The sequence below is a fragment of the Micromonospora sp. NPDC002575 genome (genome assembly GCF_042889525.1).
GTDB lineage: Bacteria > Actinomycetota > Actinomycetes > Mycobacteriales > Micromonosporaceae > Micromonospora > Micromonospora carbonacea.
Genome location: NZ_JBIARA010000001.1, coordinates 692,832 through 705,007, shown reverse-complemented (window position 1 = coordinate 705,007; position 12,176 = coordinate 692,832). Strand labels below are relative to the sequence as shown.

The 12,176-nt window shown below is 75.9% G+C and carries 12 protein-coding genes; 8 read left to right on the top strand and 4 right to left on the bottom strand.

What is annotated here, in order from left to right; translation table 11 throughout:
• Positions 1–71 precede the first annotated feature (71 nt).
• Entirely contained in the window at positions 72–389 is a 318-nt protein-coding gene (locus ACFYWL_RS03205) for a WhiB family transcriptional regulator (RefSeq protein WP_074472222.1), read from the top strand.
• Between the two features lie 38 nt (positions 390–427).
• Here ACFYWL_RS03205 and ACFYWL_RS03200 read toward each other — a convergent pair whose 3' ends face one another.
• Genes ACFYWL_RS03200 through ACFYWL_RS03190 form a run of 3 tightly spaced genes read right to left on the bottom strand, consistent with a single transcriptional unit; the run spans position 428 to position 3,338 of the window.
• Positions 428–1,579, bottom strand: a complete 1,152-nt coding sequence (locus ACFYWL_RS03200) for an ArsA family ATPase (protein WP_386966511.1) — start codon at positions 1,577–1,579, stop codon at positions 428–430.
• 54 nt (positions 1,580–1,633) lie between these two features.
• Positions 1,634–2,611: an ArsA-related P-loop ATPase gene (locus ACFYWL_RS03195; protein ID WP_386966509.1), complete on the bottom strand. Its 978-nt coding sequence runs from the start codon at positions 2,609–2,611 to the stop codon at positions 1,634–1,636.
• A gap of 34 nt (positions 2,612–2,645) precedes the next feature.
• Positions 2,646–3,338 (bottom strand): hypothetical protein, encoded by a 693-nt coding sequence (locus tag ACFYWL_RS03190; protein ID WP_386966506.1) that lies wholly within the window; start codon positions 3,336–3,338, stop codon positions 2,646–2,648.
• 362 nt (positions 3,339–3,700) lie between these two features.
• Between ACFYWL_RS03190 and ACFYWL_RS03185 the strand changes: the two genes are divergently transcribed.
• From ACFYWL_RS03185 to ACFYWL_RS03155, 7 genes are all read left to right on the top strand, one after another.
• Entirely contained in the window at positions 3,701–4,189 is a 489-nt protein-coding gene (locus ACFYWL_RS03185) for a hypothetical protein (RefSeq protein WP_386966504.1), read from the top strand.
• Between the two features lie 44 nt (positions 4,190–4,233).
• Complete coding sequence (locus tag ACFYWL_RS03180) at positions 4,234–4,389, top strand: DUF4177 domain-containing protein (protein WP_386966502.1); 156 nt, start codon at positions 4,234–4,236, stop codon at positions 4,387–4,389.
• Between the two features lie 5 nt (positions 4,390–4,394).
• Positions 4,395–4,856: a RidA family protein gene (locus tag ACFYWL_RS03175; protein WP_386966499.1), complete on the top strand. Its 462-nt coding sequence runs from the start codon at positions 4,395–4,397 to the stop codon at positions 4,854–4,856.
• Positions 4,857–4,979: 123 nt separating this feature from the next.
• Complete coding sequence (locus ACFYWL_RS03170) at positions 4,980–5,792, top strand: MBL fold metallo-hydrolase (protein WP_386966496.1); 813 nt, start codon at positions 4,980–4,982, stop codon at positions 5,790–5,792.
• Positions 5,789–9,370: an adenylate/guanylate cyclase domain-containing protein gene (locus tag ACFYWL_RS03165; RefSeq protein WP_386966493.1), complete on the top strand. Its 3,582-nt coding sequence runs from the start codon at positions 5,789–5,791 to the stop codon at positions 9,368–9,370. Before ACFYWL_RS03170 ends, ACFYWL_RS03165 begins: the two co-directional genes overlap by 4 nt.
• 113 nt (positions 9,371–9,483) lie before the next feature.
• Complete coding sequence (locus ACFYWL_RS03160; RefSeq protein ID WP_386966490.1) at positions 9,484–9,999, top strand: hypothetical protein; 516 nt, start codon at positions 9,484–9,486, stop codon at positions 9,997–9,999.
• A gap of 30 nt (positions 10,000–10,029) precedes the next feature.
• Positions 10,030–11,643: a serine/threonine-protein kinase gene (locus ACFYWL_RS03155; RefSeq protein WP_386966487.1), complete on the top strand. Its 1,614-nt coding sequence runs from the start codon at positions 10,030–10,032 to the stop codon at positions 11,641–11,643.
• Here ACFYWL_RS03155 and ACFYWL_RS03150 read toward each other — a convergent pair.
• Positions 11,630–11,980 carry a hypothetical protein gene (locus ACFYWL_RS03150; RefSeq protein ID WP_386966484.1) on the bottom strand — a complete coding sequence of 117 codons (351 nt, stop codon included), beginning with the start codon at positions 11,978–11,980 and terminating at the stop codon, positions 11,630–11,632. The genes ACFYWL_RS03155 and ACFYWL_RS03150 overlap by 14 nt on opposite strands.
• Positions 11,981–12,176: the final 196 nt, after the last annotated feature.

The following is a 12,176-nucleotide window of genomic DNA, read 5'->3' as shown; positions in this document are numbered from 1 at the left end:
CCGGACGACCGGGGGGATTCGACGGCTGGTCGCGCGAAGTCGGTAGGTACTGCAAGGGGGGACGTGTACACATGGGCATGATCACTGACTGGCCGTCACTGGCGGCGTGTCAGAACGGGGACCCGGACGCGCTGTTCGTACAGGGCGCTGAACAGAACGTGGCGAAGCGGATCTGCCGGAGCTGCCCAGTCCGGTACGAGTGCCTGGCCGACGCGCTCGACAACCGGATCGAGTTCGGGGTCTGGGGCGGCATGACCGAGCGGGAACGCCGGGCCCTGCTGCGCCGGCACCCCCAGGTCGCCAGCTGGCGGAAGATGTTCGAGGCGGCCATGAAGAAGAACGCGAAGGACAGGTCCGGCAAGGACAAGGTCCTCGTACCGACCGGCTGACGGCCGGTCCGGTCGGCCCGCTGATCGCGGGCCACGGCTCACGGCCGGCTGATCGCCGCGCCGATCGTCCGCAGCCCGTCGACGTCGTGCACGTCGGCGGGCTGCGCCGTCACCGACACCGCCGGCACCTGCGGGAACGCCTCGGTGAACCGGGCCGCCACCCGCTGCTCGCGCCGCGCCTGCTGGACCAGCGCGGCGTGCGCCCGCAGCACGTCGACGGTGCCGTCGTGCCCGCCCGCCTCGGCCAGCCGCTGCGCGGCGGCCAGGCACGCCTCGGCATCCAGCGCCGGCACCGTCGGCCCGTGCACCCGGTTGAGCACCAGCCCGGCCAGCGGCATCCGCTCGGAGCGCAGCCGGCCGGCGAAGTAGGCCGCCTCCCGGACCGCGTCGGGCTCCGGGGCCGCGACCAGCAGGAAGGCCGTCTCCCGCGCCTGGAGGATCCGGTACGTCTGCTCGGCCCGCTGCCGGAAGCCGCCGAACATCGAGTCCAGCGCCGCCACGAAGCCGGACAGGTCGGTGAGCAGCTGCGCGCCGAGCACCTTCTGCACCACCTTCGAGAACATCCCGAAGCTCGCGGTGACGAGGCTGAACATGCTGCGTCCCCCGCTGCGCGCCGGGGCCAGCAGCAGCCGCAGCATCCGCCCGTCGAGGAACCGGGAGAGCCGGGCCGGGGCGTCCAGAAAGTCCAGTGCCGAGCGGGACGGCGGGGTGTCCACCACGATCAGGTCCCACTCGCCCCGGGCGTGCAACTGGCCCAGCTTCTCCATCGCCATGTATTCCTGCGTGCCGGCGAACGTCGAACTCATCGCCTGGTAGAACGGGTTGGCGAAGATCTCCTGCGCCTTGGCCGGGTCGGTGTGCTGGAGCACCACGTCGTCGAACGTGCGCTTCATGTCCAGCATCATGGCGTGCAGCTCGCCGCCGCTGGCCTCGACGTCGATGCCCTTGACCTGGCGGGGCGTGTTGTCCAGCTCGGTCAGGCCCAGCGACTGGGCCAGCCGGCGGGCCGGGTCGATGGTGAGCACCACCGTGCGCCGGCCGTGCTGCTCGGCGGCGCGCAACGCGAGCGCGGCGGCGGTGGTCGTCTTGCCCACCCCGCCCGCCCCGCAGCACACCACGATCCGCACGCCCGGGTCGGCGAGGATCTGGTCGACGTCCAGCTGCGGCGCCGCGGCTTCGGAAGGCACCAATCGAGCGTATCGGGCTGTGCGCGGTCTCCGCGCCGTGCCGGCGGCCAGTGTGAGTCAATCCGCCCGCACGAGCGCCCGGGACAGCTCCGCCAGCCCCGCCCGGTCCACCCCGTCGGGCAGCAGCGGCAGCTCGGTCAGGGGCAGGCCCAGCTCGGCCAGGTCGCCGCGCAGCGAGTCCTCCAACTCCCGGCGGATCCGCTGGTCCCGGGCTTCGGCGGCGAGCCCGGCGACGGTGTCCCGGTCGGCCGGCAGCCCGGCGGCGGCCAGGCCGCGCCGCAGCTCGGCGGCGGTCACCGGCCGGCCGGCGGGCAGCGGCGGACGGGCGGCGTTGACGATCACCCGCCCCACCGGGAAACCGAGCTGGGTCAGCTCGGCGACGGCGTCCACCGTCTCCTGGACCGGCATCTCCTCCAGCAGCGTCACCACGTGCACCGCGGTCATCGGGGAGCGCAGCAGCGCGGCGACCCCCTCGCTCTGGGTCTTGATCGGGCCGACCTTGGCCAGCCGGGCCGTCTCCGCCGTGACGTTGAGGAACCGGCCGATCCGCCCGGTCGGCGGCGCGTCCAGCACCACCGCGTCGTACGCCCGTCGTTGGCCGGCCTTGCGGGTCGTCGCCTCCTTGACCTTGCCGGTGAGCAGCACGTCGCGCAGGCCGGGGGCGATGGTGGTGGCGAAGTCGATCGCGCCGAGCTTGCGCAGCGCCCGGCCGGCCGCGCCGAGCTTGTAGAACATGTCGAGGTATTCCAGCAGGGCCTCCTCGGCGTCCACCGCGAGGGCCCGCACCTCCCCGCCGCCCGGAGCCTCGGTGAGGTGGCGCTCGGCGTACGGCAGCGGGTCGGTGCCGAAGAGCTGGGCGACGCCCTGCCGCCCCTCGACCTCGACCAGCAGGGTGCGCCGGCCGTCGGCGGCCAGCGCCAGGGCGAGGGCCGCCGCCACGCTGGTCTTGCCGGTGCCACCCTTGCCGGTCACGACGTTCAGGCGCGCCGGCCACTGCGTGGAGGCCGGGTCGGCCGGCTGCTCAGCTGCTCGCACCCGTCGAGCCTATCCATCCGGTGGCGTCGCCCGGTCAGGCGATCTCGCAGACCCACCAGCCGGTCTTCTGCACCACGGTGAAGCGGAGATCCTGGTCGGCGACCTTCTCGTCGGAGGTCGTCATGGTCACCCTGGTGGTGACGGTGGCCCGGTCGCCGGTCTGGTTGTCCACCTTCGGGCTGGTCCAGCGGAACCGGGCGTCGGAGTACTGCTCGGCGTACCGCTTCAGTTCCGTGACCTTCGCGGTGATCTTGCGGTCGTCGCGGGCGGCGGCGCAGACGTAGCCGGCCGCCTTGCGGGCGTCCCGCTCCTTGTAGACGGCGGTGAGGAAGTTCTCCACGGCGACCGTCGGCTCCTTCGCGCCCTCGCCGTTCTCCGTGCTGCGCAAGGTGAAGAACGCGGCGACGCCGCCGCCACCGCACAGCAGCAGCGCCAGGACCGCCACGATCGCGGCGACGAGCACGCCCCGCCGCTGCTTCGGCGCGGCCGGGGCATGGTACGGCGGGTATCCCGGCGAAAGCGCGCCGGATCCCGGGCTCGCCGGGCCGCCGAAGGGGCCGGGCTGGGCCGCCGGAGCGCCGAGCGGCGCGGGGCCGGCCGGCGCGCCGAACGCCCCGCCGCCGGGTGGGGCGGGGGGAACCGGCCCGACGGATGGGCCGGGCGTGTGGTCGCCGGAGGGCGGACCGCTGGGCGATCCGGTGGCGCCGCCGTTGGGCGGTTGGTTCATGTCGGTCCCCCGGGGGTGCGGCGCGTCGTCGTCCCGGCGGGACGCGAGCGCTGGACGAGCGAAGGCGGGTGCGGAGGCGGCCGGGCCCGCGTGACCCGTCCGACGGGAAGGGTAGCGGTGAACCCCGCCCAGGGTGGGGCCCCGGGCGGCCCTACCGACACGGCGACCACGCGAGCGCGTCCGCCGCCATCCGGTACCGGACCGCGATCTGTCGCATATGTGACTTTCGGTGCCTGGCCATGCGCGTCCCGTTGTCCCTGTCCGAAAACGGTCCTACGTTCGTGCCGACGCGGGGGCGGATCGGCGGACGGTCCCGAGCCGGATGGTGACGACGTGATCAGGTGTGAGGCCCGGAGGTAGCAATGCGCGACACGGACAACGTCTCCCGAGCCCAGTTCCCGCCGCCGACCGGTTCCGCCCGGCGCGCCGGGGCCGGCCCCGCCGGCGAGGACGGGCCGGTCACCGGCCTGCCGTTCAACGAGCGTTCCTACCGCCGGCTCACCGATCCCGGGGAGATGCTGCGCACGCTCAGCCGGCCCGCCGAGCGCCCCCGCGACGAGGAGGAGACCGGGTACGTCATCCACCTGCCGATCCGGGTGGCCGACCTGGCGACGGCGACCGCGCTGGCCGGCCGTGTGGCGGTCTCGCTCGGCTTCCTGCCCGAGCTGGACGCCGGGGAGACCACCGTCTCGACGGCCGACGACCAGAACAACCGGCACCGGGTGTTCTGCGACCTGCTGCTGCCGGACCGGTCGCGCTGCCCGCAGCGGTACGACCACGAGGGTCCCTGCGGCGAGCCGCCCGTCGCTCCCGAGCAGCGTCCCGCGCCGGGCGGTCCCGCCGGATCGTAGGCTGGGGCCGAAACAGTCGCCGCCTCCTAGGGAGCCCCGCACCGATGCAGAAGTGGGAATACTCGACCGTCCCGCTGCTGGTCCACGCGACCAAGCAGATCCTCGACAACTGGGGTGAGGACGGCTGGGAACTCGTCTCCGTGGTCCCCGGCCCCAACCCGGAGCAGCTCGTCGCGTACCTCAAGCGGCCGAAGGAGTGAGCGGCGTGGGCAACGGGCCGCACGCGAAGCTCGCCGAGCTCGGGCTGACCCTGCCCGAGGTGGTGCCCCCGGTGGCCAGCTACGTGCCGGCCGTGCAGTCCGGGCGGCACGTCTACGTCTCCGGGCAGCTTCCGGTGGCCGACGGCAAGCTGCTGGCCACCGGCAAGGTCGGCGCGGGGATCTCCGCCGAGCAGGCCAAGGACCTGGCGCAGCGGTGCGCGCTGAACGGCCTGGCCGCCGTCGACGCGCTGGTCGGGCTGGAGAACGTGGTCAAGGTCGTCAAGGTGACCGGCTTCGTGGCCAGCGCGCCCGGCTTCACCGGCCAGCCCGGCGTGATCAACGGCGCGTCCGACCTGTTCGGCGCGGTCTTCGGCGAGGCGGGCCGGCACGCCCGCTCCGCGGTGGGCGTCTCGGAGCTCCCCCTGGACGCCCCGGTGGAGGTCGAACTGATCGTCGAGGTCGCCTGACCCGCGCCCCCGCCCCCGCGATCTTGCACTTCGGGCCCGGGCGAAAGCCGCGTACGGGCACAAAACCCGGGCCGCAAGTGCAAGATCGCGGGGAGTGGCGGGGGGAGTCGTACGATCGCTGGCATGACCGGGCACATCACGGCGGCCGTGGCCGCGCTGGCGGACGAGCTGCCGGGATGGGTGACCCTGCTGCGGGCACCGAACCCGGGGCCGATGACACTCGACGGCACCAACACCTGGGTGCTGCGGGCCGGGCCCGGCGAGCCCGCGCTGGTCGTCGACCCGGGGCCCGCCGACGACGGGCATCTGGCCGCGATCGCCGCCCACGCCCCCGTCGCCACCGTGCTGATCACCCACGGGCACCCCGACCACACCGAGGGCTCGCCCCGGCTGCGCGAGCTGCTCGGCGAGGCTCCGGTGCGGGCCGTCGACCCCGCGCACAGCCACGGCGGGCCGCCGCTGACCCCCGACGCCGTCCTGCACGCCGCCGGCCTCACCGTGCGGGTGCTGCCCGCCCCCGGGCACACCGCCGACTCCGTCTGCTTCCTCGTCGAGCGCGGCGACGAACGGGTCGTGCTCACCGGCGACACCATCCTCGGCCGGGGCACCACCGTCGTCGCCCACCCCGACGGGAACCTCGGGGCCTACCTGGACAGCCTGGAACTGCTCTCGACGTACCGGGGGATCCCGGCGCTGCCCGGCCACGGCCCGGCGCTGGCCGACTGCGGCGTCGCCGCCGAGTTCTACCTCGCCCACCGCCGCGCCCGGCTCGACCAGGTGCGGCAGGCGGTCGCCGAGGGCGCGCGGACCGCGCCCGAGGTGGTGGCCCGGGTGTACGCGGACGTCGACCGGTCGCTGTGGTGGGCGGCCGAGTGGTCGGTCCGCGCGCAGCTTGCCTACCTGGGGGTGCCCCCCGAACCGGCGGACCGGCCGTGACCTGCCCCGTCTGCGGGACGGTCGCCGTACCGGGGGCCCGGTTCTGCCACAACTGCGGTGCCGCGCTGCCGGCCGCCGCCACGCTGCCCGCCGCCGAACGGCGGGTCGTCACCGTGCTCTTCGGCGACCTGTCCGACTTCACCTCCTGGTCGGAGGACCTCGACCCCGAACGCGTCGGCGCGGTCACCGACCGGGTGCTCGCCGCCCTCGCCGGGGCCGTCAAGACGTTCGGCGGGCACGTCGACAAGCTCACCGGCGACGGGATCATGGCCGTCTTCGGCGCGCCCGTCGCCCACGAGGACGACGCCGAGCGGGCCGTCCGCGCCGCCCTGTCCATGCAGCGGGCGGTGCGCCGGGTGCTCGACGACGAGCGGGGCGGCGGCGCGCCGCTCGGCCTGCGCGTCGGCCTCAACACCGGCGACGTGATCGCCGGCATCCAGGCGGCCATCGAATACACCGTCATCGGCGACACCGTGAACACCGCCGCCCGGCTCGCCGACGCCGCCGCCGTCGGCGCCGTCTACGCCGGGGCGCGCACCTCCGCCGCCACCCGGCACGTGGCGTCCTGGCGGGCGCTGCGCCCGCTGCGGCTCAAGGGCAAGCGGGAACCCGTCGAGGCGTACGAGCTGCTCGGCCTGCTCGACGCCCCTGGCACCCGCTCCGGCCTCGGCGACGAGGCCCCGTTCGTCGGCCGGGAAACCGAGATCGGCCGGGTCGCCGGCCGGCTCGCCGAGGTCATCGACCGGGGCGAGCCCCGGGTGCTGCTGATGACCGCCGAGGCGGGCATCGGCAAGTCCCGGTTCGCCGCCGAGGTCGAACGCCTCGCCGCCGGCTACGACGTCGGCGCCGGCCGGTACGCCGCGCACACCGGCGCCCGGGTGCTGTCCGTGCGCTGCGCCGCGTTCGGCGAACGCCGCCGGCTCGCGCCCCTGGCCGACCTGGTCCGCGCCGCCGTCGGCCTGCCCAACGACGCGGCCACCGCGCTCACCCGCCCCGCCGTCGAGGAGCGGCTGCGCCGGCTCAACCAGCGCCTCGGCCGGCTCGGCGAGGACGCCCCGCCGGTCGCCGCCGACCAGTTGTTGGCCCTGCTCGGGTACGCCGACCTGCCCGCCGGCAGCCCGGCCGACCAGGGCGAGTGGGGCGGCGGCACGCAGCAGCCCGCCGACGCCGAAGCCGTGCCCAACGCGGTCGCCGACCTGCTCAGCGCCCTGGCCGCCGAGGCGCCGCTGGTGGTGCTCGTCGACGACCTGCACGACGCCACCGCCGAGACGATCCGCGCGCTCGGGGTCACCCTGTCCCGCCTCGCCGGCCCGGTGCTGGTGCTGCTGCTCGGCCGCCCCGAGTTGGTCCGCACCGCCGGGGCGCTGACCCGGGTCGCCGACGCCGAGGTGCACGCGCTGCCCCCGCTGCGCGGCGCCGACGCCGCCCGGCTGCTCACCAGCTACCTCGGCGGCGGGAAGCTGCCGCAGCCCGACGCCGACCGGCTGCTCGCCACCGCCCAGGGCAACCCGTTCTACCTCGCCGAGCTGGTCACCCTGCTCATGGAGCGGGGCGCGCTGACCGCCGTGGCCGACCGGTCCGCCCCGGCCAACTCCGGCTGGCGGCTCGCCCCCGGCTCGCTGGGCAGCCGGCTGCTCTCCCGCGACCTCGCCGCCGTGCTCGCCGCGCGCATCGACGCGCTGCCGCCGGACGCCCGGTCGGTGCTGCGCGACGCCGCCGTCGTCGGCGACACCGTGCCCGACGGCGCGCTGGAGGCGCTGCGCGAGCAGCGCGCCGGGCGGGACGGCCGGCCGGCCGCCGTGGTCGCCGTCGAGCTGGACCGGGCCGTCGAGGAACTGCTGCAACGCCGGATGCTGCACCGCACCCGCACCGGGTACGCGTTCGCCACCCCGCTGATGCGCGAGGCCGCGTACTCCGGGGTGAGCAAGGCCGAGCTGGCCGAGCGGCACGCGGCGCTGGCCCGCTGGGCCGCCCCCGGCGGGCCGGCCGCGCCGGGCGGGTTCACCGACACCGCCCGCGACGCGTTCGTCGCCGAGCACGTCGAGCGGGCCGCCGCCCTCGCCGACGCCGTCAAGCTGCGCCCGGACGCGCCGGCCCGCACCGTCGCGCCGCTGGGCGTGGCCGCGCTCGGCCGGGCCGCCCGCCGGTCCCTCCAGGCCGGGGAGCCGGCCGCCGCCGTCGAGTACGCCGAACGCGCCGCCGAGCTGGCCCGCGACGGGCTGCCCGCCGCCGACCGGGTGGTGCACGCCCGCGCGCTGCTCCAGGTCGGCCGCCCCGGCGACGCGCTCGCGTACGCCGAGAAGATCGCCGCCAACGCCGGTGACGACGCGGGCACCCGGGCCAGCGCCCTGCTGCTCGCCGGGCAGGCCCACCAGACCCTCGGCGACCAGGGCCGGGCCGTCGCCAGCTGGCAGGAGGCGTTGCAGGTGGCCGGCGTCGGCGGGCTGCCCAACCTGCGCGCCTCGGCGATGCGCCGGCTCGGCATGGCCGACTTCATCGCCGGCCGGCTCGGTCAGGCCAGCAGCCGGCTCGCCGCCTCCTACCAGGTCAGCCTCACCTCGCAGGACCGGCGCGGGCAGGCGTGGTCGTTGCAGAACCTGGCCTGGGTCACCACCACCCGCGGCGACTTCGCCGGCACCGACGCGGTGCTGGGCCGGGCCGCCCGGCTCTTCGCCGAGCTGAAGGACCCGTACGGGCGGGCGTGGCTGCGCGGCACCACCGCGTTCGCCCGGCTGCTCGCCGGCCGGCTGCGCGAGGCGTGCCGGCTGGCGCGGGTCTTCCTGCCGTTCGGCGAGCGGGTCGGCGAGGCGTGGGCCGTCGGCACGCTGCGCGCCGTCGAGGCGTTCGCCGGGGCGGAACTGGGCGAGCTGGGCGAGGCCGACCGGGCGGCCCGCCGGGCGTACCGGGACTTCGCCGAGGTCTCCGACGACTGGGGGCGCGGCTTCGCCCTGGTGGCGCGGGGGGTGGTCGCCCGAGGGCTGGGCGAGCCGGAGCACGCCGCCGACCTGCTCGCCGACGCCCTGTCGTACGCCGAGCGGACCTCGCACCCGCTGCTCACCGGGATGGCCGGCACGCTGCGCGGCTTCGTGGCGCTGGACCTGGGCGACTGCGAGACCGCCGAACGGTCGGCGCGGGCGGTGCTGACCACCGTCGAGCCGCACAACCCGCAGGCCCCCGCCCAGGTGGGCCCCCGGGTGCTGTTGGCGACCGCCCGGCTCGCCGCCGGTGACCCGGCGACCGCCGTGGGGCTGCTCGCCCCGGTGGCCACCGCCGCCGCGAACGCGCCCTCGCTGCTGTTCTCCCGCCAGCAGACCATGGCCCGGTACGCTTCCGCGCTGCTCGCCCACGGCCAGCTCGACCAGGCGCTGGACTGGGCGCACCGGGCCATGGCCGTCCCCGCCGAGGACGTGCGCAGCCAGGTGATCGCCGCGAGCGTGCTGGCCGAGGCGCTGGCCGCCTGCGGACGCCCCGCCGAGGCGCTGGCCAGGGCCGAGGAGGCGGTACGCCTGGCGTACGCGACGGAGCAGCGCAGCGAGCGGCTCGCGGCGGACGCGTTGCGGGTGCGCCTGCGAGGGTAGGGCGGCGGCGATCCTGGCGGTTCCGCCGATGCGGGTGTCGGCGGTAGCGGCTACGGTGACATTCCATGAGGCGGTCCACTGTGGGGCCGCCCTGCCCGGCTTCGGGAGGCGTGATGCGGCTGCCCCGCTCCAGTGCCGGCTGGACGATCGCGGTCTTCGGCGTCCTGGCGCTGCTGATGGGCGCGCTCGGGTTGCTCTGGCCGGAGGCGCAGCTGCGCATGCTCGGCTTCGAGGTGCCGCAGAGCCGGTCCGCCGGTGACTACACCGGCACGTTCCTGACGGCGTCGGCGATGGCCTCGTTCAACATGGGGGTCTACTACCTGCTGGCCACGGCCACCGAGTGGCGGGCCTTCTACCGGTTCACGGTCGTCTTCCGGTTGGTCACCTTCACCGTCTTCACCATCATGGTGCTCGCCGACGTCGCACCGGGGCCGTTCTTCATGGTGGCGCTCTGGGAGGGGCTGGGCGCGGTGGCGACCGCCGTGGCCCTGTGCCACGACGCCCGCCGTGCGGCCGACGCGTCGGACGCGGCGCAGCCCGGGCGGCAGGCGTCGGCGGTGGCGGACGGCGGGCGTCCGGCAGCCGCGTCGGCGGACAGCGTCTCCCGGTCCGCGGGCGCGGACCGCTGAGTCACCGGACCGGTTAGGTATTTTCGAGCAGTGACCGACACCCCGCCCGGCGCCCTGCGGCTGCCCATCGTGCCTGGTCTGACCGATCTGGAGGTATTTGCCCGGGGAGGGTACGCGACCGTCTACCGGGCCACCCAGATCTCCGTCGGGCGGGAGGTCGCGGTCAAGGTCGAGAACCGCACCCTGGACAACGAGCGGGACCAGGCCCGGTTCCTGCGCGAGGCGCGGGCCGCCGGGCGGATGTCGTCCCACCCGCACGTGGTGGACCTCTTCGACGTCGGCGTCACCGTCGACCGGCACCCCTACCTGATCATGGAGTTGTGCGACGGGTCGTACGCCGAGCGGATGCGCACCTCGCCGCTGGGCCCGGCGGAGACCCGCGACCTCGGCGTGAAGATCGCCGACGCGCTGGCCCACTCGCACGCCAACGGCGTGCTGCACCGCGACGTCAAGCCGGCCAACATCCTCCACTCCCACTTCAACCCGGCGGTGCTGGCCGACTTCGGGCTCGCCGTGCTGGCCGAGGTGCGCGACCCGACGGTGACCCTGGAGGTGCTCACCCCGGCGTACGCGCCGCCGGAGATGTTCAACCACAGCCCGCCGTCGCCGGCCGTCGACGTGTACGCGCTCTGCGCCACCCTCTACGCCGTCATGTCCGGCCGGCCGCCCCGCTGGCAGTCCGAGCGCAGCCCCAGCCTCGTCACCGTGCTGGAGATGTTCCACCAGCCGATCCCCGGGCTGCCCGGGGTGCCGGAGGAGCTGATCGACGTGCTGCGGGCCGGCATGTCGAACGACCCGGCGGCCCGCCCGTCCGCCGTGGAGCTGCGCGGCCTGCTCGCCGCCCTGCCGCTGGACCCGGTCAGCGCCCCCGTCAGCGGCGCACCGGTCTCCGGCGGCCCCCCGTCCGGCGGGCCGACGGGCACCACCACGGGCAGCCCGTCCACGTCCGGCGGCCTCTACGGCACCAGCCAGCCGGGCGGCCCGGCCACCTCCGGTGACCGCTACGGCGCCGGTCAGCCGCCCCGCGCCGCCCCGCGCCCCCCGGTGGAGCACGACCACCCCACCGAGCCGGTGACGTCCGGTCGTCGGTGGCGGCGGCGCTGGTTCCTCGGCGGCGCGGGGGCGCTCGCGCTGGCCGCCTCGGCGAGCGCCGGGGCCTGGGTCGCCGGGGGCGCGCCGGCCGCGCCGACACCCACCCCCGTCGTCACGGTGGGCGGCACGACGACCGCCACCAGGTGGGGGGCCCTGCCGGGCTGCGTCTCCGGCTCGTCGGGCCCGGCCGGGCTGCCGGCGGGGGCGCGGTGCGTCGCCGAGTTGCAGTGCTTCGGGCCGATGCGGGTGCGCGGCGCCCGGGCGGACGCGCCCCGGCTGCCCTGCGACGGCCGGCACACGTGGGAGGCATACGCCGAGGGCGAGCTGCCCGCCGCCCTGACCGACGCCCCGCACGACGAGGTGACCGCCGATCCGCAGGTGCGTCAGGTGTGCAACCCGGTGACGTTCCGGCTGACCAGCGGGATCGCGTACACCAGCGGGTGGCGGCTGGAGGTGCTGCCGCCGGCGGCGGACGGCCCGGACCGGACGTTCCGGTGCCTGGCCGGGCGCGGCGTCGACGGGCTGTACGAGCCGACCCTCAGCGGTCGCTGAACCCGCTCGCGCCCTGCCGCCGTTCGCGCATGGCCCGCAGGTCGCGGCTGTCCAGCGCCTCCAGGGTGTCGGCGTCGATGTCGCTGAGCCGGGCGGCGGGTTGCCCCGACCAGTGCGCCGGCTCGTCGCCCCCGCGCTCGCGGGCCTCCTCGCGGCGGTGCCGCCCCTCCGTGACCGACACCCCGGCGATCATCACCAGCAGGACGCAGAGCAGGGCGAGCACCACCGCCACGATGCTGCGCGGCTGCCACCAGACCAGCGCCACCAGCAGGGCGACCGCTGCCAGCGACGCGGCGACCGCCACGAGGGGCACATCGGGCCGAGGGATTCGGGTCACCCCTCAAGGATGGCGGAGCCGACCGCCCTGTCAACCGCCACCCCGGTCACCGGCCGGGCGGCCCGGGCCGTCGACGCCCACCCGGCCCGCCGACGCTTGCTCCCCAGTGGACCGGTGAAGCCGCAGCGTCGAAGTGGCGAAAATCGTTACATCAGTCGGGGAAATGACCCTTTGCTGGGCATTTTCCGGGCGGCGG

Excerpts from the sequence above, each read along its gene's own strand:
- ACFYWL_RS03205 (WP_074472222.1), top strand. The coding sequence starts at position 72 with ATGGGCATGATCACTGACTGGCCGTCACTGGCGGCGTGTCAGAACGGG.
- ACFYWL_RS03190 (WP_386966506.1), bottom strand. The coding sequence starts at position 3,338 with ATGAACCAACCGCCCAACGGCGGCGCCACCGGATCGCCCAGCGGTCCG.
- ACFYWL_RS03185 (WP_386966504.1), top strand. The coding sequence starts at position 3,701 with ATGCGCGACACGGACAACGTCTCCCGAGCCCAGTTCCCGCCGCCGACC.
- ACFYWL_RS03180 (WP_386966502.1), top strand. The coding sequence starts at position 4,234 with ATGCAGAAGTGGGAATACTCGACCGTCCCGCTGCTGGTCCACGCGACC.
- ACFYWL_RS03170 (WP_386966496.1), top strand. The coding sequence starts at position 4,980 with ATGACCGGGCACATCACGGCGGCCGTGGCCGCGCTGGCGGACGAGCTG.
- ACFYWL_RS03160 (WP_386966490.1), top strand. The coding sequence starts at position 9,484 with ATGCGGCTGCCCCGCTCCAGTGCCGGCTGGACGATCGCGGTCTTCGGC.